Origin of the sequence: Streptomyces sp. NPDC058000, from assembly GCF_042886435.1 — a bacterium.
Classification (GTDB): Bacteria; Actinomycetota; Actinomycetes; order Streptomycetales; family Streptomycetaceae; genus Streptomyces.
In genome coordinates, this window is sequence record NZ_JBHVQS010000081.1 from 1 (window position 1) to 20,786 (window position 20,786).

Consider the following 20,786-nt stretch of genomic DNA (forward strand, 5'->3'; position numbering starts at 1 on the left):
GCGCAGAACCCTGCGCTCCGTACGGCCGCCGCGGCGTTGAGTGGCGAGCCCGGGGCCCGGGGCTACCCCAGGGCCCGGCCCAGGACGTAGACCGCCGGACCGGCGAGGGCCAGCGGCAGGGCGACGCCCGCGGTCATGTGCACGAAGCGGGAGGGGTAGTCGTAGCTGGCCACCCGCAGGCCGATCAGGGCGCAGCCGCCGGCGGCCAGGCCCAGCAGCGCGCCGGTGGTCCCCATGCCGGTCAGCTGGCCGGCCGCGATACCGCCACCGGCGCCCGCCACGAGGCCGAGCACCAGGGAGACCGGGCCGGGCAGCGGCAGCGCCCGGGCCAGGGTCGCCAGGGCGACCGCGGCGGCGCCGACCACCACCGCGTCCGCGTCGGCGGCCAGGTAGCCGGAGGCGAGCACCGCCAGTGCGGACGAGGTCAGGCCCGCGGTGAGCGCGTACATCCGCTCGTCCGCGCTGCTGCGGTTGCGCAGCTGGAGGACGAGCACGAGCAGGCACCAGACGCCGAGCGTGCCGATGGCGACCAGCGGCGCGTCCTCGCGCGGGGTGGCGAGCAGTCCGACGTCGGTGGCCAGACCGCCCAGGAAGGCCAGCGCGATGCCCTGGCGGGCCGGCCACATGCCGTTCAGCCGGAACCAGCCGGCGGCGGTGACGGCCTGGAGCAGTACCACCGGGACCGCCAGCACCAGGTGGGCGACCGGCGCGGCCAGCGCCAGCAGCAGGGCGAGCAGCGCGGTCAGGGCGGCCGGCTGGATCCCGGGCGGGATGATCGGCGAGCGGCCCTCGGCGCGGGCGATCTGGTTGGGCTTGAGCGGCGCGGCGGGGGCCGGCGCGGCGGCCGGGGGGCCGGCCGGCACCGGCTCGGCGGTGGCGGTGGTCCCGTGCGCGGTCCCGTAGGCGCCCTGGTGGGCTCCGTGGTGGGCGTCCTGGTGCGGGGCCGGGTGCGCGCTCTGGTGCTGTGCCGGGACCGGGGTGGCGTAACCGTCCTGCCCGTAGGAGTCCTGGCCTTGGCCGTAGCCGCCGTCCTGCCCGTAGGAGGCGGCGGGCTGGTGCTGCGGCTGCCCGTATGCCTCGTACCCGTAGGGCTGTTGGGGCTGCGCGGGCTGCTGGTGTGGTTGCTGTGTATAGGGGTCGTAGGGCTGCTGCCCGTACGGGGTGCCGTAGGCCGTCTGCGGGTCGTACGCAGGATGGGACTGCTGGTCATACGGGTTCTGGTGCTGTGGCTGGTTGTCGCTCATGGCCCTCTGCTCATCCTCCGGCGAACGGCGGCAGGACCTCGACGGTGCCGCCCTGGGACAGCGGCACCTCCGCATGATCGCGGGAGCCGACCTGGACGCCGTCCACCAGGAAGGAGCAGCGCAGCAGGACGCGGGCGAACTCCGGGTTCGCGGCGTGCGTGGTGCGCGCCGTGTCCAGTGCCTCGGCGAGCGTCGCCGCCGCGTACGGCTCCTCTGCCGCGCCGGCGGCGGCCTTGGCCGCGGCCCAGTAGCGCACGGTGCCAGTTGTTGTCACGGCGGCCTCTTCATGTCGGGGGGCTCTTGCCGCCTCCATGATGGCGTACGCGACGGCCGGCCCGAATCCGGGCAAGTTCGGGTAAAGACTTGTGGCGGTCCGGACCGATTCCTGCACGGTTCGGAGAAATTCGATTGCCGAAGGCAAGTGTTCGCATAGGCTCCGGCCTGTGTTGGTCCGACTCGCGCGGGCGCATCTGCGGCCCTACAGGCGCTCCATATCCCTGATCGTCCTGCTCCAGCTGATCCAGACGCTGGCGACGCTCTATCTGCCGAACCTCAACGCGGACATCATCGACGGCGGTGTCGTGCCGGGGGACACCGGCTACATCTTCCGCGTCGGCGGCTTCATGGTCGCGGTGACGCTGTTGCAGATCGTCTGCGCGATCGGCGCGGTCTACTTCGGCGCCCGCACGGCCATGGCGCTCGGCCGGGACGTCCGGGCCGCGGTCTTCGACCGGGTGCAGTCCTTCTCCGCCCGGGAGATGGGAGGCTTCGGCGCGCCCTCGCTGATCACCCGGACCACCAATGACGTCCAGCAGGTGCAGATGCTGGTCCTGATGACGTTCACGATGATGGTCTCGGCGCCGATCATGTGCGTCGGCGGCGTCATCATGGCGCTCAACCAGGACGTGCCGCTGTCGGCGCTCCTCCTGGTCATCGTCCCGGTCCTCGCGATCCTCGTCGCACTCATCGTGCGCCGGATGCGTCCGCTGTTCCGCGGGGTGCAGGAGCGCATCGACACCGTCAACCGCGTGCTGCGCGAGCAGATCACCGGTATCCGCGTCATCCGCGCCTTCGTCCGGGACCGGCACGAGCGCGAGCGGTTCGCCGGGGCCAACACCGAGCTGTACGACATCTCGATGCGCGCCGGCCGGCTGATGACGATGATGTTCCCGCTGGTCATGCTGATCGTGAACCTCTCCAGCGTGGCCGTGGTGTGGTTCGGCGGGCTGCGCATCGACAGCGAGCAGATGCAGATCGGGGCGTTGACGGCCTTCCTCAGCTACCTGATGTACATCCTGATGTCGATCATGATGGCGACGTTCATGGTGATGATGCTGCCGCGCGCCGAGGTCTGCGCCGAGCGCATCCAGGAGGTGCTGACGACCGAGTCCAGCGTCACCCCGCCGGCCGAGCCGGTCACGGTGCTGCACCGACACGGTGAACTGGAGCTCCGGAACGTGGAGTTCCGCTTCCCCGGTGCCGAGCAGCCGGTCCTCAAGGACATCTCCCTGATCGCCCGCCCCGGCGAGACCACCGCCGTCATCGGCTCCACCGGCGCCGGCAAGTCCACCCTCCTCGGGCTGGTGCCCCGGCTCTTCGACGCCACCGGCGGCGCCGTCCTGGTCAACGGCGTGGACGTGCGCACCCTCGCCCCGGAGACCCTGGCCTCCGTCATCGGCCTGGTGCCGCAGAAGCCGTACCTCTTCTCCGGGACGGTCGCCAGCAACCTGCGGTACGGCAATCCGGACGCCACCGACGAGGAGCTGTGGCAGGCGCTGCGGACCGCCCAGGCCCAGGACTTCGTGGCGCGGATGGAGGGCGGCCTGGCGGCGTCGATCGCGCAGGGCGGCTCCAACGTCTCCGGCGGCCAGCGGCAGCGGCTGGCGATCGCCCGCGCCCTGGTCCGCAAGCCGGAGATCTACCTCTTCGACGACTCCTTCTCCGCCCTGGACTACGCCACCGACGCGGCCCTGCGCGCCGCGCTGGCCGGCGAGACCGACCGGGCCACCGTGGTGATCGTCGCCCAGCGGGTCTCCACGATCCGTGGCGCCGACCGGATCGTGGTCCTCGACGAGGGCCGGATCGTGGGCACCGGCACCCACCGCGAGCTGATGGCCGGCAACGAGACCTACCGGGAGATCGTGCTCTCCCAGCTCACCGAGCAGGAGGCGGCATGACCACCGCGGACAAGCAGGGCCCGGCCGCCGACCGGGCCCCCGCCGGCACCGCCGAGCAGGCCCCCACCTCGGCGCCCCGCCGCGGCCCGGCCCCCAGCTCCGGCCCGATGGCCCGCATGATGGGCGGCCCGATCGACAAGTCCCTGAACTTCAAGGACTCCGGCAAGCGGCTGCTGGCCCATATGCGGCCGGAGCGCGGCATCATCGCGGTCGCGCTGCTGCTGGGCGTGCTGAGCGTGTCGCTGACCGTCGTCGGACCCAAGGTGCTGGGCCGGGCCACCGACCTGATCATGGCCGGTATCGTCGGCCGCCATCTGCCGGCGGGCCTGACCAAGGCGCAGGCCGCCGAGCAACTGCGGGCGCACGGCCAGGGCGGGCTCGCGGACCTGGTCGCCAGCATGCCGGTGGCCCCCAGCCCCCACATCGACTTCGGCGCGGTCGGCACGGTCCTGCTCTGGGTCACCCTGATCTACGCGGCGTCCGCCGTCTTCGGCTTCGTCCAGTCCCGGATCGCCACCCGGGTGGTCCAGCGCACCGTCTTCCGGCTGCGCGAGCAGGTCGAGGAGAAGCTGGCGCGGCTGCCGCTGAGCTACTTCGACAAGCAGCAGCGCGGCGAGGTGCTCTCCCGCGCCACCAACGACATCGACAACATCCAGCAGACGCTCCAGCAGACCCTCAGCCAGATCGTGTCCTCGCTGCTGACCATCGTCGGCGTGCTGGCCATGATGTTCTGGATCTCGCCGCTGCTGGCGCTGGTCGCGCTGATCACCGTGCCGGTCTCGGTCGTGGTCGCCACCAAGGTCGGCAAGCGCGCCCAGCCGCAGTTCGTCCAGCAGTGGAAGACCACCGGCAAGCTCAACGCGCACATCGAGGAGATGTACACCGGCCACTCCCTGGTCAAGGTCTTCGGCCGGCAGAAGGAGTCCGCCGAGCTCTTCCGCGAGCAGAACGAGGCGCTCTACTCCGCGGGCTTCAAGGCCCAGTTCATCTCCGGCATCATCCAGCCCGCGATGATGTTCATCGGCAACCTCAACTACGTCCTGGTGGCCGTGGTCGGCGGCCTGCGCGTCGCCTCCGGCGCGCTGTCCATCGGCGACGTCCAGGCGTTCATCCAGTACAGCCGCCAGTTCAGCCAGCCGCTGACCCAGGTCGCCTCGATGGCCAACCTCGTCCAGTCCGGCGTCGCCTCCGCCGAGCGGGTCTTCGAACTCCTCGACGCCTCGGAGCAGGACCCGGACCCCGCGCGGCCGGCCCGTCCGGAGCAGGTCACCGGCCGGGTCGCCTTCGAGGACGTCTCCTTCCGCTACGACGAGAACAAGCCACTCATCGACGGCCTCTCGCTCGCCGTCCGCCCCGGTCAGACCGTCGCCATCGTCGGCCCCACCGGCGCCGGCAAGACCACCCTGGTCAACCTCCTGATGCGGTTCTACGAGGTGCGCGGGGGCCGGATCACCCTCGACGGCGTGGACATCGCCCAGATGTCCCGCGAGGAGCTGCGCGGCAACATCGGCATGGTCCTCCAGGACACCTGGCTCTTCGGCGGCACCATCGCCGAGAACATCGCCTACGGCGCCCCCGAGGGCACCTCCCTCGACAAGGTCGTCGCGGCGGCCAGGGCCACCCACGTCGACCGCTTCGTCCGCACCCTCCCCGACGGCTACGACACCGTCATCGACGAGGAGGGCGACAACGTCTCGGTGGGCGAGAAGCAGCTCATCACCATCGCCCGCGCCTTCCTCGCCGAACCGGCCATCCTGGTCCTGGACGAGGCCACCAGCTCGGTGGACACCCGCACCGAGGTCCTCATCCAGCACGCCATGGCCCAACTCCGCACCGGCCGCACCAGCTTCGTCATCGCCCACCGCCTCTCCACCATCCGCGACGCCGACGTCATCCTGGTGATGGAGAACGGCTCGATCGTCGAACAGGGCACCCACGACACGCTCCTGGCCGTCGACGGCGCCTACGCCCGCCTGTACGCGGCCCAGTTCGCGGAGGCGGTGGTGGAGGCCGAGTAGGACACGGGCGGCGGGCCGGTCCGCAACTCCCGCCGCCCGCCGGCCCGTTGCGGGGTTTCCCGTGGCGCGGAGATTCCTGTGAAGATCAGACCGTCGTGCCACTAGGGTGTGTGGCGCATGTGACGCACGACGGCACCGTGCCCTCCGACGGCACCGTGACGTGGGGGTTTCAGGATCGCCTGGAAGCCGCTGCCCGTAAGGGAGTTGAGGAGCGGCGTGTCGCTTGCGGTGAGTGTGCGCCTCGTACGAGGGCTGATCCTCCGCAGTGCGGCATTCCCGTACGACCGCCGGGCGACGCCTGTGCGTGGTGACGAGAGGGTGCCTGCCACGCCTCGCGGCAGCGGGAGAGGGAGTCCGGACGATGGCGTCCGGACGGCGGTCCCAGCGAGCGCGCCCGTATGGAGTGGGCCTCCATGGCCACCAGCGACTCCGCCGCACCGGTGCGGCTGGTCTACGTCGACGACGGCGGCGACGCCCGCACGATCACGGCCTTCGCCGCGTTGTCCCTCCGGCTGGACGAGCTCGAAGCCGCCAAACGCGCGCTGATGTCCTTCCGGGCCACCCTGGAGACGGACCTGGGCATTCCGGTCGACGCCTCCCTGCACGCCCAGGACCTCGTCGCCGGACGCGGCCGGCACGTCTACCGCCCCGACCTGCCAGATCCGGCGGCCCGCGCCGCCCACCTCACGAACTGCCGCGAGGTGATCCACCGTCAACTCCGGGTCATCGCCGAGCTGCCCGGGGCCCAGGTGACCGCCGTCCACCGCGAGACCGACGACTACGGGCGCGACCGCCCCGCCCTGTACCGGGCCTGGCTGGCGCGCACCAACGCCCGGCTCGCCGCGTCGGGCGAACACGCCGTGGTCGTCCTCGACGGCGACGGCAGCGAGCGCGCCCTGGTCCGCGCCCACCGCGAACTGCCGGACGCCGACCGGCGCATCCAGGGCGACCCGGTGTTCCTGTCCGCCCGGCTCAACTACTTCCTCCAGGCCGCCGACGTGCTCGCGTTCGCCGCGTACCAGAGCGTCGCCAAGCGCCCGGAACGCGCCTTCATGCACGACTGGTTCGGCACCGCGCTGCCGACCGCGGACGGGCCCGGTGCGCTGTGACGAGCGGTCCCGTTCCCCGATCACCCCAGAGCGCCCGATCACCCCATCACGACGGAGGGTCCATGCCGAAGTCCGAGGTCCAGCAGCCGATCACGGTGGAGTGGGGCAGGGAACAGGTCCTGGTCTCCGATGTGGCGGGGGAACTGCCCGAAGGGTCGGACACCGACGCCCGGGCGAAGCTCGTCAAACACGGTCGGGAGAGCGGCCTCGCCACGCTCCCCGAGGACGCCTGGTACGCGGTGGCCCGGGCCTCGGTCGCCCCGGAGCTGGTCGCCCTGCAACTCCGCGGCGCCGGCGACGCGGACGGCAGCCTGCTGCTGGAGGAGCACGTCGACGGGGCCACGCTCCGGTCCGTGCACACCCGGGTCTGGCTGTCCGAGCTGTTCCCCGGCATCCAGCCGCGGACCGGGCAGCAGGTGCTGGACGTGGACGATCCGCAGGTCTCCGGCACGGCGGAGGACGGCCGTCCGCAGGCGTTCCTGCGCTACCGCTACCGCGATCTGGACCACCTGCGGAAGCACATCCACCAGACCGTCCACGCCACGTTGCAGATGAACTCCTACGAGGAGTCCATCCTGGCCCGCCGGGTGACCCGGGCGCTGATCGTCCACCCCGTCGTCCTCGACTTCGACGACGAGGACACGGAGTCGGTGCACGTCCTGGTCGCCCGGGACGGCATCACGCGGCTGGCCAGCGCCTGGAAGGTGCTCGCCGGCCCGGGCGCGGTCAAGGACGAGGCGGCCACGCTGGCCATGGAGACGCTGGTCGCCGAGCTCCCGCAGCCGGCCAACGAGCCGCTGAAGCCGCGCACCCAGCGCTGGGGGCTGGGCCGGGAGCGGAAGCGGGAGCTGCTGCGGGAGGAGTTCGCGAAGGAGGCGGCCGGTGAGCAGCCCTCGCGCCGGGCGATCCAGATCGCCCAGACCTTCGTCGTGCCGGCGCACATCGCGGTGGGGGTGCGGGCGCACACCAGCGGCGCGCTCCCGGCCGCGGACGTCTTCGACGACGCGCTGCGCTCGATCCTGGCCTCGGTGCACGTGGAGTTCAAACCGTGGGACGCCACGGCGCAGAACCTCGAAGTGGCCACCCGCGCCCTGAAACTCGTCGTCCAGACCCGGGCCCGCGAGTGGGGCAAGGAGGAGGAGTTGGGCGAGGTCTACGCACTCGCGGTGGGGCGCCGGCCGGCCGCGGACACCCCCGCGGTCTTCCGGGACCCCCGGATCCCGCAGACCCCCCTCTGGCGGGCCGTCTCCCTGCTCCACGTCCTGACCAGGCCCGATCTCTTCGCCGAACTCCACAGCCGGGCGAAGGAGATCAAGAACGAGCGCCGGATGTCCACGAAGGGCTACGCCGGTCTGCTGGGGCCCGTAGTGGACCAGCCCTGGCGCTCGGAGAAGAAGACCGCGCTCACCCAGGCGCGCAAGGCGTGGACCAACGGCGGTGTGCTGTGTGCCGACGTCCTGAAGGGCAACTGGGTCCCGGTGCCGACCGACGACTTCACCAGCCTGGTCGGGCCCGCGCTCGCCGGCGACCTCGACGCCCGCTGCACGCTGGCCCTGGCGGGCGGCACCGCCCTGATCGCGGACAAGCTGCTGACCAGCAACGTCGGATCGTCCCTGGGGACCGAGCGGGAACCCGGCAAGGTGCCGTTCCGCGCCGATGCCCATGTCGTCGTCGGCGGGCTGGCCAGGGAGGGCAACGAGCTCGGGCTCTGGACGCTGGCGCTCGCGGCCCAGCGGTTCGAGTCGGGGCGGATGCCGCGCAACGCCAGCTCCCGGCACGATCTCGGCCTGCCGGAGGAGGACACGGGGGCGGCGCGGTACCAGCACGTGAAGGTGGACCTGGGCGCCCCGGACCGGATCAGCCGGGTCGGCGACGCGGAGGAGCCCCTGCTGGAGTGGGACGTGGTCCACGCGTCGGACGTGGCGCGGGCCACGCGCACGATCGAGGCGGCCCGGCCGTCCGCTCCGGCGCCCGCGTCCGGCGGGTCGGCGGCGGGGTCGGGGGCGGGGCAGCCGTCCGGCGGGGCGGGTGCCGGCGCCGGGCAGGGCGGCTCGCCGACGGGCTCGGCGTCGGCGACCGAGGTGCCGCTCGCGACGCGGATCGCCGAACAGATCCGGGAGTTGGCCCGGGCCCTGGCCGGGGCGGAGAGCGCGCTGATCAAGCTGGACGAGCTGGGCCAGGGCATCACCTCCCCGGTGTTCGACGACCTCGACCAGTGGCAGGAGCTGCGCGAAACCGCCATCCGCGCCCAGAACCGCATCCACGCCCACAAACCGCCGGTGGACGACGAGGAGGAGGACGAGCCCGCCGAGGACGCCGAGGCCGGGTGACGTCAGGCCGCCCGCGCCACCACCCACGCCACCACGCACGCCCCGATCCGCCGCGGCGGCTCCGCCCCCGCGGCGTTCTCCGTGTTCCCGAAGCCTGGTTCGAGCCAGGGTGCGGTGGTGGCGGGGTCGGCGGCGGACATCAGCATGCGACGCGGGAGACCGGGCGTCCGGCGGGGCGCGTGACGGCCCAGTGGAGGCGCCGCATCGACGCCGTGCCCCGGTGGTACCACCAGGCGGGAGCACTGACCGCGACCACGACATCGGGGGACGCATCCGTGCGCTCCCCGTGCTCCCCCCACCCGCGATCCGTCCGCTGCCGGCCGTGCGGGGCGGCCTGGCGGAGGACCACCGAGCCGCCCATGGAGCAGCCGGCGGTGGCGATCCGGCGGTGCCCCGGGGAGCGGGCCCGGCGGACGGTGGCGGGTCAGGTCGTGGAGCTCGCGGTCGCCGACCGCGGAGCGGCCGCCGGAGCCGCCGTGCCCCCGGTAGGAGAACGTGATCACGTCCGCATGCTGGGACAACGCGGCGGCTGCGCGGCGGAGCGCGGGCCGTTGGAGGGAGCCGGTGAAGCCGTGGCGAGGACGCTGGCGAGGTCGGCCGCGGGGGCGGGGAAGAGCCCGGGCGAGGGCGCGGAAAGCCCTTAGGGAAGCGGATTCCGGGGGTGTGGGCGGCCTAGATGCGGACGCCGCCGTCCGTCAACAGGGTCGCCCGGTGACCACTCGAAGTGATCGACGGAACACAAGAACGTGCAAAATCGGCCTCGGGTCCGCAACTCATGTGAGCTATTCTGCTGGGCAAGAAGGATCCGGGCAGCGTCGCCCCCGGGTCCTTTTGTGCTTTCACGCACGCGAAGAGTGTGAGCGGAAGCACTCCGTACGAAGCAGTGCCGCAGACTCCCCCGGCCTAGCCGGGTGGTGCCCCCGTCGCAGGGACCGAGGAGGAACCAGACGTCATGGGCAAGCGAAGCGTGCAGGACAGCGAGCCGCACAGGACGAAGCTCGCCGGAAACCGGGTAGGTGGTCGGAAGTGAGTTCACTTCTGCTGCTGACCAATGCTCTCCAGCCATCGACGGAGGTGCTTCCGGCGCTCGGCTTGCTGCTGCACAGCGTCCGGGTGGCCCCCGCCGAGGGTCCGGCCCTGATCGACACCCCCGGGGCCGACGTCATACTGATCGACGGCCGCCGCGACCTTCCGCACGTGCGGTCCTTGTGCCAGCTGCTGCGGTCCACCGGGCCCGGCTGTCCGCTGGTGCTGGTGGTCACCGAGGGCGGACTGGCCGCCGTCACCGCCGACTGGGGCGTCGACGACGTCATGCTGGACACCGCCGGGCCGGCCGAGGTGGAGGCGCGGCTGCGGCTGGCGATGGGCCGCCAGCAGATCTCCACCGACAACGGCCCCACGGAGATCCGCACCGGTGATCTCTCGGTGGACGAGGCCACCTACAGCGCCAAGCTGAAGGGCCGGGTCCTGGACCTGACCTTCAAGGAGTTCGAGCTGCTGAAGTACCTGGCGCAGCACCCGGGCCGGGTCTTCACCCGCGCCCAGCTCCTCCAGGAGGTGTGGGGCTACGACTACTTCGGCGGTACGCGGACGGTGGACGTGCACGTCCGGCGACTGCGCGCCAAGCTCGGCCCCGAGCACGAGTCGCTGATCGGCACGGTCCGGAACGTCGGCTACCGCTTCGTGGTGCCGGAGAAGGTGGAGCGGGCGGCGGCGGAGGCCAAGGCCCAGGGCCACACCGCGAAGGCTCCGAAGGACGGGGACGGGGGCAACCCGGCCGACGGGCGGGCGCCCACGCGTTCGTCCTCGTCGGACGCCGGATCCACGTCCACACAGCCTGCCCGCCGGTAGGGCCACCCGCGTAGACTGCCGCGCGTGGCCAAGGTGACGCGGGATGATGTGGCAAAACTGGCGGGGACATCCACCGCCGTCGTCAGTTACGTCATCAACAACGGACCGAGGCCGGTTGCCCCGGCCACGCGCGAGCGGGTACTCGCCGCCATCAAGGAGCTCGGCTACCGGCCCGACCGGGTCGCGCAGGCGATGGCGTCCCGCCGTACCGACCTCATAGGTCTGATCGTCCCGGACACCCGGCAGCCGTTCTTCGCGGAGATGGCGCACGCCGTCGAACAGGCCGCCTCCGAGCGCGGCAAGATGGTGCTGGTCGGCAACGCCAACTACCTCGACGAGCGCGAGGTGCACTATCTGCGCGCGTTCCTCGGGATGCGGGTCTCCGGCCTGATCCTGATCAGCCAGGGGCCCAGCGAGCACGCCGCCGCGGAGATCGACGCCTGGGACGCCCGGGTGGTGCTGCTGCACCGCCGGCCGGACGCCATCGACGACGTCGCGGTGATGACCGACGACATCTGGGGCGCCCAGCTGGCGACCCGGCACCTCCTTGAGCACGGCCACGAGTACGTCGCCTTCCTGGGCGGCACCGAGGAGACCCCGAAGTCCGGCGACCCGGTCACCGACCACGTGGAGGGCTGGCGGCGGGCCATGCAGGAGTCCGGGCGGTCGCCGGAGGGGCGCTACTTCCAGGCGCCCTACAACCGCTACGACGCCTACCAGGTCGCGCTGGACGTGCTGGCCGGGCCGGACCGGCCGCCGGCCATCATGTGCGCCACCGACGACCAGGCGATCGGCGTGCTGCGGGCCGCCCGCGAGCTGCGGATCGACGTCCCGGGCGAGCTGGCGGTGGCCGGCTTCGACGATGTGAAGGAGGCCGGGCTCACCGATCCGCCGCTGACGACGGTGGCCTCGGACCGGCAGGCGATGGCCCGGGCGGCGGTCGACCTGGTGTTGGACGACGGGCTGCGGGTGGTCGGCTCGCGCCGCGAGCGGCTGCGGCAGTTCCCGTCGCGGCTGGTGGTGCGGCGGTCGTGCGGGTGCGGGGGCTGAGCGCGTCCGGCCGCTGAACGGCGCCGGAACGGGGGCCGGACGGGGGCGTCCTTATACCGGGCATACCCACTTCTGCCGGGTCTCTCAGGGCGTTCTCAGACGGTTCTCATACAGGGGCCGCAGAGTCATGGGTATGACCGAGAGCTACCGCCGCAGCGGCGATGAAATGCCCCAGGACCGGCCGTACTCCTACGGCTCCGAATACGGCACCGGCCACAGCAGCGACCACGGCGCGGACCGGGCGCGCGGCGACGTACCGCCGCCGCCCCCGTTCACGCCGGGCATGCCGGACGCGGGCGGAGCCGGCGCGCCGGAGCCGGGGCGCCGGGCCCGGCGGCCGATCGCGCTGATCGCGGCGGTGGCACTGGCCTCGGGTCTGATCGGCGGCGGCAGCGCGGCGCTGATCGCCAGCGCCACGCAGCAGAGCACCACATCCGGTGGCGTCTCCACTCCGCTCGTCAACGCCGGGCAGAGCACCGGCGGCGGCACCGGGGTCGCCGGGGTGGCCAAGGCGGTCAGCCCGGCCATCGTGGAGATCCAGGCGCGGACGTCGGGCGGCCAGTCCACCGGCTCGGGCGTGGTGATCACCAGCAGCGGCGAGATCGTCACCAACAACCACGTGGTGGCCGGTGCGCGCAAGGTGAGCGTCGCCTTCAGCGACGGCAGCAAGAAGACCGCGACGGTCGTCGGCACCGACCCGGACAAGGACCTGGCGCTGATCAAGGTCGAGGGCGCCAAGGGGCTGACGCACGCGGTGCTCGGTGACTCCAGCAAGCTCGTGGTCGGCGACCCGGTCGTCGCGATCGGCTCGCCGGAGGGTCTCACCGGCTCGGTGACCAGCGGCATCGTCTCGTCGCTCAACCGCGATGTCTCGGTCCCCAAGGAGGACGGCCAGAGCCAGGACCAGGGGCAGGGCCAGGGCCAGGGCCAGGGTCGCGGCTTCGGTGGCGGCGGCTGGCCGTTCGAGTTCGGCGGCAACCAGTACAACGGCGACACCGGCTCGTCCAAGACCACCTACAAGGCGATACAGACCGACGCCGCGCTCAACCCGGGCAACTCCGGCGGCGCCCTGATCGACATGCAGGGGCAGATCATCGGCATCAACTCGGCCATGTACTCGCCGAGTTCGTCGGACAGCAGCCAGGCGGGCAGCGTCGGCCTCGGCTTCGCGATACCGATCAACACCGTCAAGGCCGACCTCGACGCGCTGCGCGGCGGGGGCAGCGGCGGCGGGAACAGCGGGGTCTGAGCGGGTTCCGAGCGGAATTCGGCTGGCCCTCGGCTGGCCCGCGCCCGGGCTTCGGCTGGTCTGCGGACGGAGCGCCGGGCAGTCTCCCGGGCGGCCTCCGGGCGGGGGCCGTCGCCGGGCAGCGGTTGTCCACAGGCGGTTGTCCACAGGGCGTCCGCCGGTGCGGTATCCGTGTCAGGCTGAAGCCAGGAAAGGTCCAGTCGGTCGTTCGTCACGCAATCCGAGGTAGTCACGCACATGAGCCCCGCCGAGCACGGTGATCACCCCGCCCGCATCCTGATCGTCGACGACGAGCCCGCGGTCCGCGAGGCGCTCCAGCGTTCGCTCGCCTTCGAGGGGTACGGGACCGAGCAGGCCGTCGACGGTCTGGACGCGGTGGAGAAGGTCGCCGCCTACGACCCCGAACTGATCGTGCTGGACGTGCTGATGCCCCGGATGGACGGCCTGACCGCCGCCCGCCGACTGCGGGCGGGCGGGGTGACCGTCCCGATCCTGATGCTGACCGCCCGGGACACCGTCGGCGACCGGGTCACCGGCCTGGACGCCGGCGCCGACGACTACCTCGTCAAGCCCTTCGAGCTGGACGAACTGCTGGCCCGGATCCGCGCACTGCTCCGCCGCAGCTCCTACGCCACGGCCGCCGGCACCGCCCGGCCCGACGAGAGCGAGTTGTTGACCTTCGCCGACCTGCGGATGAATCTCGCCACCCGCGAGGTCACCCGCGGCAACCGCCCCGTCGAGCTGACCCGCACGGAGTTCACGCTCCTGGAGATGTTCCTGGCCCATCCGCGGCAGGTCCTCACCCGCGAGCAGATCCTCAAGGCCGTCTGGGGCTTCGACTTCGAGCCCACCTCCAACTCCCTGGACGTCTACGTGATGTACCTGCGCCGCAAAACCGAGGCGGGCGGCGAACCGCGGCTGGTCCACACCGTGCGCGGGGTGGGCTATGTGCTGAGGCTGGAGGGCGGCGCGGAATGAGCGGCACCGGCGACGCCCATGAGGCGCACGCCCATGAGGCGCACGGCGCGGCCGGCCTCCAGGGCGGCGCGGCCCGCTTCGGCGGCGGCCCCGTCGGCGACGGCGGCCCGGACGCCCAGGGCCCGGGCGGAGCAGGCCCGTCCGGCGGCTCCTTCGGCCTGACCAGGTTCCACCAGCTGCCGCTGCGTTCCCGGCTGGCGCTGCTCATCGCGGTCGCGGTGGCCTTCGCGGTGGCACTGTCGGCCGCCGCCTGCTGGCTGATCACCCGGGACCGGCTCACCGAGCAGCTCGACACCAGCCTGAGCACCGTCGAGGTGAACTCCGACTACGTCCAGGCGATCAGCGCCCGTTGCGCCGGCAGCCCGCTGAACGTCCGCTTCCAGCCCACGCCGTACACCATCCAGCTGGTCTCCCCGAGCGGCTACGTCTGCACCTCGCCCAACAAGGCGCCCATCCGCGCGCAGCGCGTGGACCAGGCGGTCGCCGACGGGCAGTTGGCCAGCGCCGTCCACACCACCAAGGACGAGAACGGCGCCGAGATGCGGGTCTCGACCGTCCCCTACCGCGGCCCGATCGCCGAAGCCCAGGGCACCCGGCTGGCGATCTCGGTGGCCGCGCCGATGGACCAGGTCACCGACCCGCTCAACCACCTCGCGCTGGTGCTGCTGGTCGTCGCCGGCGTCGGGGTGCTGGGCGCGGCGACCGCCGGCCTGTGGGTGGCCCGGGCGGCCCTCAAACCGGTCGACCGGTTGACCGCCGCCGTCGAGCACGTCGCCCGCACCCAGGACCTCACCATCCGGATCCCCACCGACGGCGAGGACGAAATCGCCCGCCTGTCCCGGTCGTTCAACGCGATGACCGCCGCGCTGGCCGCCTCCCGCGACCTCCAGCAGCAGCTGATCGCCGACGCCGGCCACGAGCTCCGCACGCCCCTGACGTCGCTGCGGACCAACATCGACCTCCTGGAGCGCAGCGAGCGCACCGGCCGGCAGATCCCGGCCGCGGACAAGGAGGCCCTGCTCGTGTCGGTGAAGGCCCAGATGGGAGAGCTGGCGGCGCTGATCGGCGACCTCCAGGTGCTCTCCCGCACACCGGAGGCGAGCTCCGGCGGTGCGTCGGCGCTCCGAGTGGTCGCCCTCCACGACATCGTCGGCACCGCCCTCGAACGGGCCCGGTTGCGCGGCCCGTCGCTCACCATCACCGCCGACCTCGGCCCCTGGTACGTCCGCGCCGAGCCGGCCGTGCTGGAGCGGGCGGTGGTCAACCTCTTGGACAACGCGGTGAAGTTCAGCCCGTCCGGCGGCACGGTCGAGGTCCGGCTGGCCGGCGGTGCGCTGACCGTCCGCGACCACGGCCCCGGCATCCCGCCCGACGAACTCCCGCACGTCTTCGAACGCTTCTGGCGCTCCCCCTCCGCCCGCAGCCTCCCCGGCAGCGGTCTGGGCCTGTCCATCGTGGCCCGCACGGCGGAACAGTCCGGCGGCGGCGTACGCCTGCGGAACGCCCCCGGCGGCGGCACGGAAGCCCTGCTGACCCTGCCGGGCGCGCCCACTCCGCCCCCGGACATACCGGGGGGCGCGGGCGCCGCGCCGGGTCGGGCGGCGACGTCGCGGCAGGAGACCGGCCCTGGGGAGAGAGCCGCTCCTGGGGAGCGGACCGCACCGGGGAAGCAGGCCGATCCGGGGGAGCAGGGGGCGCCGGAGGCATAGGCCCGGTTCCCCGCCCCGGGCCCTGCTTCCCTTCCCCGGGCCCTACTTCCCCTTCGCGGCGTCGCCGAACGGCAGGTTCGAGCCGGTGAGATCGGCGTGGATGCCGTCGCTCTCCACGGTGATGTTGCGCAGCCGCACATCGCCCGGGGTCTTGGGGAGCTGGAAGGAGAGCGACAGCCGGTCGGCGAGCTGAGGCTTCGTCAGTTCGGTCAGGGCGCCGAGCATCTTCGCGTCGATGCCGACCTTCTGGAGCAGCCAGGGGTGCTCCATCACCACGTCGACGAGGTTGACGTTCATCAGCTGATGGACGAAGCGCGGCGAGCCGATCAGGTCGTGCAGCTTGTCGTCGCTGCGCAGGGCGGCGTCGATGTACTCGCGGGGAATGCCGATCCGCTCGGCGATGGCCGGAATGCTGAGCATCGCCTTGACCTTGGCGGCCTGCCGGCTGAGTTCGGCGGCGCCCTTCTGGGTCAGCCGCAGGCCCTCCTCCGTGCCGGTGCCCGGGCGGTAGACCGCCACGTCGCCGATGTCCAGCCGCATCTGCCCGATGTCGGTGGAGATCCCCCGCTCACCGTTGCGCTGGATGCGCGCCTCGGCCTGTACGCGCAAGGTGTGTCCGGCGATCGGCAGTTCGCCGACGGCGCGCACCCCGTTGCGCCCCACCCCGCTGAACTTCACCTGGGAAGCGCCCAGTTCGCGGTTCATATCGTCGAAGGCGAGCAGCACACTGCCGTGCATCTCGCCGATGGTGGCGCCCTTGATGGCGGTCGGCAGATCGCCGTCGAGCCGGATGTTCCGGGCGGACGCCTCCACCTTCGCCAGCGAGACCCGGTCCGCGGCGACGTCCGGGATCACCACGTCGACCTGGTCGAGCTGCTTGTCGAAGACCTGGGTGAGGAAGGGGAAGCCGTGGATGTCCACCTCGGGCCGGGCGTGCAGGTGCAGGGCGGTCTTCACCTGCTCCTCGGCCTTGTTCTGCGCGTACAGCACGGCGAACCGGTCGGCGAGGGTCAGCGTCCCCGCGCAGGCCGCCAGCGCGACCAGCAGCTTGAGCGTGCGCGGAACGGCCGCGAAGCGGCTGATGCCCCGCTTCAGCTTCCGGTGGTTCGGGGGCGACCAGGCGTCCGCGCCGTCCTCGTCGTCCGAGCGCAGGCCCAGGCCCAGCGGATCGTCGTTGTGGTCGTCCCGCTCGTTGAGGTAGCCGCGCTGCCGGGCCGAGGGGGTGTACTCCGCCCCGAATTCCAGGCCGTCCCCATGACCGCTCGACTGCGCTCCGGACTGAGCTCCGGGCGGTGTTCCGAACTGCGCTCCCGACCGGATTCCGGACGGGGCTCCCGCTGCCGGGCCCGGTTCCGGATCGGCGAGGTCGGCCAGGTCCGCGTACGGATTGACCGGCTGGAGCTCTCTGGTGTCACCCTGCGGATCGTCCGGGCGCCCGGCTATGTGGGGCTGGTCGCCGGCTTCGGAAGCGGAACCGGAAGCGGCGGCCCGGTGGGAAGGTGGGGACGAGGGTGAAGCTATGCGTGTGGGGGTTCGCATCCGCACATCCCACCACGAGCGGGACCCGGGAGCGCAAGTCGTGCTCACGGAATGTGAGATACGCGAAAGTTGTCCGGCCGTCCTTGGCAAAATCTTGCCGCGTCCGTGGGGTGGCCTGAACTACCGTCATCCTCCCCGGCGCGATTCCGCCGCCGCGTCCCTCGGGAGGAGCCCCCATGATCGTGGTAACCGGAGCAACCGGCAATATCGGCCGCCGTCTTGTCGATCGCCTTGTGGAAGAGGGTGTTCCAGTTCGTGCGTTGACTCGCGACCCGGCCCGCGCCGGACTTCCCGCCCAGGTCGAGGCGGTGCGCGCGGACCTCACCGAGGACGCCGACCCCGCCCCGCTGCTCGCCGAAGCCGACGCCCTCTTCCTCAACCTCGCGGCCGGTGGCGGCGAGTCCGTGGAACGGTTGATCGACGCCGCCGTGAAGGCCGACGTCTCCCGGATCGTCCTCAACTCCTCCCTCGCGGTGACCGGTACGCCCGCCGACGAGACCAACTTCATCGCCCGCTCGCACGCCCTCGTGGAGCGCGTGATCCGCGATTCCGGCCTGGAGTGGACCTTCCTCCGCGGCGGCAACTACGCCACCAACGCGTTCAATTGGGCCCCGGCGATCCGCGAGAACGGTGTGGTCCGCGACCCGCACCCGGGTGCTCAGAGCGTGCCCGTCCACGAGGCCGACCTCGCGGACGTCGCCGCCCTCGCGCTCCTGGACCGCACCGGCACCCACGTCGGACAGGTCTACGAGCTCACCGGCCCGGAGGTGCTGACCAACGCCCAGCAGGTCGCCGCCATCGGCGAGGCCATCGGCCGGCCGACGCGCATCGAGCAGATCTCGGAGGACGAGGCCGCCGAGGCGATGGCCGGCCCGCACTTCCCCGTGGCGGCAGCCCGCGAACTCATCCGCCTCTTCGGCCGGTCGGTGGACGCGCCCCTCTTCGCGGGGACGGACACCGTCGAACGCGTCACCGGCCACCCGGCCCGCACCTTCGCCCAGTGGGCGCGCGACCACGCGGGGGACTTCTCCTGAGGCGCCGGCCCGCGGCCGGGCCCGTACGAGTGGGGAGGGCCGCCGAGGATCCGTCCGGCGGCCCGCGCACTGGGACGACTGCGACGACTGCGACGACTACGTCAGCGTCGCCCGTCTCGCCGGTGCGTCACCACAGCGTCGGCACCGGCATGGCGGATACGTCAGGCCGAGGGGGTCGGGAACTGCCCGCTTTCCGACCACGACCTGCACTTCGCCCCTTGCCGCGGTGACGACGCCACACCGATTGACCGTGTAGACGCGCAGGGTCATACGGGGCCGCTCCGGCGCCTGCCCGTCCTCGTTACCGTTCACCGGCCGGCCGCCGTGAGTCCCATCAGCCGGGTCAGTGCCGCCCGGTCGCGGTGGCGCTGCCGCTCCTCGTACGCGACGACGTAGGGCCGCACCAGCGGGACCGCATCACTGTTCAGCGGCTCCTCGGGCCCGCGTGTCGTACCGGCCGCACTGGGTCGAGGGTGCCGGGGCACCTCCGTCGTGCAGGCGCGGGCCAGAGGCTGGTGCGTCCGGCTTCGCGCGTGCCGCCCCTGTGCTACGGGCGGCACGACGAACTGCCATACCCACACGAGGCAACGGGAGATAGGGTCGAGCACTGTCATCGGCTCCTTCGGATTGGCTGGTGGCCATCCCCCGGGACGGGTGCCTCCGTTGCCGGGGTCCTGCTTTTTGACCTCTGTGGCCGGGTGCCTTCGGTGGCTTGGTCAAGCGATGGCGGTGTGCTGGGCGACGTAGGGTCGCGACACCTCGATGAGGGCCGTACGCGCGAGGACGTATGCGTTGCCGTCGGCGAACTGGAGCCGCTTGCGGAAGCCGGCCAGCTCGCGGGTGTCGATCACGGTGTGCGGATTGCCGCCGATGGACACGACGTCCCGGGGGCGGACTTCGGCCCCGCGAACGGTCAGCGCGACGATCACGAGTGCGCTTCCTGAAGATGCCGCCGCAACATGACGTTGCAGTCCGTCTCGGCGCTGCGGTCGCACTGCTGGCGGGCGGTGTCGCGGCGGTTGTCGAGGTCAGCACAGTGCGCGCAGCCGGGCCGCGGCTGGGGCGGGGCGGGCCAGGGGGCTGGAGTGAAAGGGGGTGGACTCGGCATGGGGGTGCCCTTCTGCGATGGTGGTTCGCTTGGTCGCCATGACTGCAGTGCGCAGTCGCCTGGACGCGGAGAGCGACGGCATGTGTCAGCGTGCCGGTCGGTCAGCGGAATCAGCAAGACTTCTCTTCGAGGATTCGAGACTGATTGTTCGAACTGGAGACCGTCATTGCGGACGGAGTGTCAGGCTGTTTCCATTTCGGGTGTCGGGGGTCCTTCGAACTGCATGCAGGAGGTGGGCTCGTGACCGATGGGCCTACGGGGTCGACGGTGCCGAGGCGTCAACTGGGCCGGCATTTACGGGACTTGCGCACTAAGTCCCGGTTCACGGTGCGCGCTGCGGCCCGCAAGCTGGAGTGGTCGGAAGCCAAGATGTGGCGCATCGAGACGGGCCAGGTTTCGTTACGCAGCCACGACGTTCAGACGATGTGCACGGTTTACGGAGCACCTCCAGACCTCACCGAGGTGCTGATGGCGCTTGCGAAGGAGACCAAGGCGCGGGGTTGGTGGCATGCGTACGGGGACGTGATCCCGGAGGGGTTCCACCTGTACGTAGGCTTGTCCGAAGCAGCGGTGAGCGTTTCCCTGTACCAAAGCGAGCTTGTACCGGGACAACTACAGACCGAGGACTACGCGCGAGCGATCATCCGTGGTCATCTCCGTGACATCAGCGAGGAAAACCTTGAAGGACGGGTGCGCTTGCGCATGGAGCGCCAAGCGATTCTCACCCGGACCACTGATCCGTTGAAGTTCCGCGTGGTGCTGAACGAGACGGTACTGCGGCGTCCCATCGGCGGACCCGAGGTGATGGCACGGCAACTCGCCCACCTCGTCTACATGTCAGAGCTGCCAAACATCGAAATCTGCGTCGTGCCGTTTGCCAACGGTATGCATCTAGGGGCCGCATCCGGTGGATTCAACCTTCTACGCTTCCCTCTCAACGCGGATGGGAGCGAGTCAGAACCCGCGACTGTCTACGTGGAGGGGTTCACAGGGAGTTTGTACCTGGACAAGCCGAAGGAAGTAGACGAGTACGACGCGGCGTTCCGAGACATCTGGGAGACGGCGCTCGATGGTTCGGCGTCGCGGCACCTGATCGCTGAAGTGGCAGGAGAGTATGAGCAAGGTTGAGCAAGGCGGCGCAGCGTGGTTCAAGTCGAGCTATAGCGCGGGGAATGGCGATTGCGTCGAGGTGGCCAACCTCGGCGCCGCAGTCGCCACGCGCGACAGCAAGCATCAGTCCGGCCCGGTCGTGACCAGCTCTGTCGAGGGATGGCGCGCATTCATCGCCGGTGTCGTCAATGGCACATTCGGCGAGCGGTAGCGGTACATAGTCAACGACGCCAGTGATGCCCCCTGCACAGCCTGTGCAGGGGGCATCGGCACGTCCTAC

At 71.6% G+C, this 20,786-nt stretch carries 18 protein-coding genes and 1 pseudogene; 12 read left to right on the forward strand and 7 right to left on the reverse strand.

The window, feature by feature from the left end:
- Window positions 1-62: 62 nt before the first annotated feature.
- Together ACFVT2_RS39545 and ACFVT2_RS39550 are read right to left on the reverse strand one after the other, a co-directional pair.
- Window positions 63-1,244 carry a hypothetical protein gene (locus tag ACFVT2_RS39545; RefSeq protein ID WP_390026286.1) on the reverse strand — a complete coding sequence of 394 codons (1,182 nt, stop codon included), beginning with the start codon at window positions 1,242-1,244 and terminating at the stop codon, window positions 63-65.
- 10 nt (window positions 1,245-1,254) lie between these two features.
- The gene (locus ACFVT2_RS39550) at window positions 1,255-1,500 is read right to left on the reverse strand and encodes a MoaD/ThiS family protein (protein ID WP_390026349.1); all 246 of its coding nucleotides are present in this window, start codon (window positions 1,498-1,500) and stop codon (window positions 1,255-1,257) included.
- Window positions 1,501-1,687: 187 nt separating this feature from the next.
- Here ACFVT2_RS39550 and ACFVT2_RS39555 point away from each other — a divergent pair, with 187 nt between their 5' ends.
- From ACFVT2_RS39555 to ACFVT2_RS39570, 4 genes are all read left to right on the forward strand, one after another.
- The gene (locus ACFVT2_RS39555) at window positions 1,688-3,421 is read left to right on the forward strand and encodes an ABC transporter ATP-binding protein (protein ID WP_390026289.1); all 1,734 of its coding nucleotides are present in this window, start codon (window positions 1,688-1,690) and stop codon (window positions 3,419-3,421) included.
- On the forward strand, window positions 3,418-5,439 hold the full coding sequence (locus ACFVT2_RS39560) for an ABC transporter ATP-binding protein (protein WP_390026291.1): 2,022 nt from the start codon (window positions 3,418-3,420) through the stop codon (window positions 5,437-5,439). Before ACFVT2_RS39555 ends, ACFVT2_RS39560 begins: the two co-directional genes overlap by 4 nt.
- 413 nt (window positions 5,440-5,852) lie before the next feature.
- Complete coding sequence (locus ACFVT2_RS39565; RefSeq protein WP_390026293.1) at window positions 5,853-6,548, forward strand: DUF3800 domain-containing protein; 696 nt, start codon at window positions 5,853-5,855, stop codon at window positions 6,546-6,548.
- A 62-nt stretch (window positions 6,549-6,610) separates the two neighbouring features.
- Window positions 6,611-8,878 (forward strand): hypothetical protein, encoded by a 2,268-nt coding sequence (locus ACFVT2_RS39570; RefSeq protein ID WP_390026295.1) that lies wholly within the window; start codon window positions 6,611-6,613, stop codon window positions 8,876-8,878.
- A gap of 2 nt (window positions 8,879-8,880) precedes the next feature.
- Here ACFVT2_RS39570 and ACFVT2_RS39575 read toward each other — a convergent pair whose 3' ends face one another.
- Complete coding sequence (locus ACFVT2_RS39575; protein WP_390026297.1) at window positions 8,881-9,024, reverse strand: hypothetical protein; 144 nt, start codon at window positions 9,022-9,024, stop codon at window positions 8,881-8,883.
- Window positions 9,025-9,029: 5 nt separating this feature from the next.
- Window positions 9,030-9,399: pseudogene (locus tag ACFVT2_RS39580) on the reverse strand (alpha/beta fold hydrolase); the annotation flags it as partial.
- Between the two features lie 505 nt (window positions 9,400-9,904).
- On the opposite strand from ACFVT2_RS39580, the gene ACFVT2_RS39585 reads away from it, so the two are divergent.
- The 5 genes from ACFVT2_RS39585 (at window position 9,905) to ACFVT2_RS39605 (ending at window position 15,715) form a co-directional block, all read left to right on the forward strand.
- Window positions 9,905-10,729: a response regulator transcription factor gene (locus ACFVT2_RS39585; protein ID WP_390026299.1), complete on the forward strand. Its 825-nt coding sequence runs from the start codon at window positions 9,905-9,907 to the stop codon at window positions 10,727-10,729.
- Window positions 10,730-10,753: 24 nt separating this feature from the next.
- Window positions 10,754-11,779 carry a LacI family DNA-binding transcriptional regulator gene (locus ACFVT2_RS39590; RefSeq protein WP_390026301.1) on the forward strand — a complete coding sequence of 342 codons (1,026 nt, stop codon included), beginning with the start codon at window positions 10,754-10,756 and terminating at the stop codon, window positions 11,777-11,779.
- A 133-nt stretch (window positions 11,780-11,912) separates the two neighbouring features.
- Window positions 11,913-13,028 (forward strand): S1C family serine protease, encoded by a 1,116-nt coding sequence (locus ACFVT2_RS39595; protein WP_390026303.1) that lies wholly within the window; start codon window positions 11,913-11,915, stop codon window positions 13,026-13,028.
- Between the two features lie 237 nt (window positions 13,029-13,265).
- On the forward strand, window positions 13,266-14,006 hold the full coding sequence (locus ACFVT2_RS39600) for a response regulator transcription factor (RefSeq protein WP_100606053.1): 741 nt from the start codon (window positions 13,266-13,268) through the stop codon (window positions 14,004-14,006).
- Entirely contained in the window at window positions 14,003-15,715 is a 1,713-nt protein-coding gene (locus ACFVT2_RS39605; protein ID WP_390026307.1) for an ATP-binding protein, read from the forward strand. The genes ACFVT2_RS39600 and ACFVT2_RS39605 overlap by 4 nt, the downstream gene beginning before the upstream one ends.
- 42 nt (window positions 15,716-15,757) lie before the next feature.
- On the opposite strand, the gene ACFVT2_RS39610 is transcribed toward ACFVT2_RS39605, so the two are convergent.
- Window positions 15,758-17,254 carry a DUF2993 domain-containing protein gene (locus ACFVT2_RS39610; protein WP_390026309.1) on the reverse strand — a complete coding sequence of 499 codons (1,497 nt, stop codon included), beginning with the start codon at window positions 17,252-17,254 and terminating at the stop codon, window positions 15,758-15,760.
- A gap of 176 nt (window positions 17,255-17,430) precedes the next feature.
- Between ACFVT2_RS39610 and ACFVT2_RS39615 the strand changes: the two genes are divergently transcribed.
- On the forward strand, window positions 17,431-18,288 hold the full coding sequence (locus ACFVT2_RS39615) for an SDR family oxidoreductase (protein WP_390026312.1): 858 nt from the start codon (window positions 17,431-17,433) through the stop codon (window positions 18,286-18,288).
- A gap of 308 nt (window positions 18,289-18,596) precedes the next feature.
- Here ACFVT2_RS39615 and ACFVT2_RS39620 read toward each other — a convergent pair whose 3' ends face one another.
- Both ACFVT2_RS39620 and ACFVT2_RS39625 read right to left on the reverse strand, forming a co-directional pair.
- Window positions 18,597-18,773, reverse strand: a complete 177-nt coding sequence (locus tag ACFVT2_RS39620) for a hypothetical protein (protein ID WP_390026314.1) — start codon at window positions 18,771-18,773, stop codon at window positions 18,597-18,599.
- Between the two features lie 231 nt (window positions 18,774-19,004).
- On the reverse strand, window positions 19,005-19,217 hold the full coding sequence (locus ACFVT2_RS39625; protein WP_390026317.1) for a hypothetical protein: 213 nt from the start codon (window positions 19,215-19,217) through the stop codon (window positions 19,005-19,007).
- 419 nt (window positions 19,218-19,636) lie between these two features.
- Between ACFVT2_RS39625 and ACFVT2_RS39630 the strand changes: the two genes are divergently transcribed.
- The gene (locus ACFVT2_RS39630) at window positions 19,637-20,524 is read left to right on the forward strand and encodes a helix-turn-helix domain-containing protein (RefSeq protein WP_390026320.1); all 888 of its coding nucleotides are present in this window, start codon (window positions 19,637-19,639) and stop codon (window positions 20,522-20,524) included.
- Entirely contained in the window at window positions 20,511-20,717 is a 207-nt protein-coding gene (locus tag ACFVT2_RS39635; RefSeq protein ID WP_390026323.1) for a DUF397 domain-containing protein, read from the forward strand. Before ACFVT2_RS39630 ends, ACFVT2_RS39635 begins: the two co-directional genes overlap by 14 nt.
- Window positions 20,718-20,786: the final 69 nt, after the last annotated feature.

What these genes read in the sequence shown, in the direction of transcription:
- ACFVT2_RS39545 (WP_390026286.1), bottom strand. Translation starts at nt 1,244, where the DNA reads ATGAGCGACAACCAGCCACAGCACCAGAACCCGTATGACCAGCAGTCC.
- ACFVT2_RS39560 (WP_390026291.1), top strand. Translation starts at nt 3,418, where the DNA reads ATGACCACCGCGGACAAGCAGGGCCCGGCCGCCGACCGGGCCCCCGCC.
- ACFVT2_RS39565 (WP_390026293.1), top strand. Translation starts at nt 5,853, where the DNA reads ATGGCCACCAGCGACTCCGCCGCACCGGTGCGGCTGGTCTACGTCGAC.
- ACFVT2_RS39570 (WP_390026295.1), top strand. Translation starts at nt 6,611, where the DNA reads ATGCCGAAGTCCGAGGTCCAGCAGCCGATCACGGTGGAGTGGGGCAGG.
- ACFVT2_RS39575 (WP_390026297.1), bottom strand. Translation starts at nt 9,024, where the DNA reads ATGCTGATGTCCGCCGCCGACCCCGCCACCACCGCACCCTGGCTCGAA.
- ACFVT2_RS39595 (WP_390026303.1), top strand. Translation starts at nt 11,913, where the DNA reads ATGACCGAGAGCTACCGCCGCAGCGGCGATGAAATGCCCCAGGACCGG.
- ACFVT2_RS39600 (WP_100606053.1), top strand. Translation starts at nt 13,266, where the DNA reads ATGAGCCCCGCCGAGCACGGTGATCACCCCGCCCGCATCCTGATCGTC.
- ACFVT2_RS39605 (WP_390026307.1), top strand. Translation starts at nt 14,003, where the DNA reads ATGAGCGGCACCGGCGACGCCCATGAGGCGCACGCCCATGAGGCGCAC.
- ACFVT2_RS39610 (WP_390026309.1), bottom strand. Translation starts at nt 17,254, where the DNA reads ATGCGAACCCCCACACGCATAGCTTCACCCTCGTCCCCACCTTCCCAC.
- ACFVT2_RS39615 (WP_390026312.1), top strand. Translation starts at nt 17,431, where the DNA reads ATGATCGTGGTAACCGGAGCAACCGGCAATATCGGCCGCCGTCTTGTC.
- ACFVT2_RS39635 (WP_390026323.1), top strand. Translation starts at nt 20,511, where the DNA reads ATGAGCAAGGTTGAGCAAGGCGGCGCAGCGTGGTTCAAGTCGAGCTAT.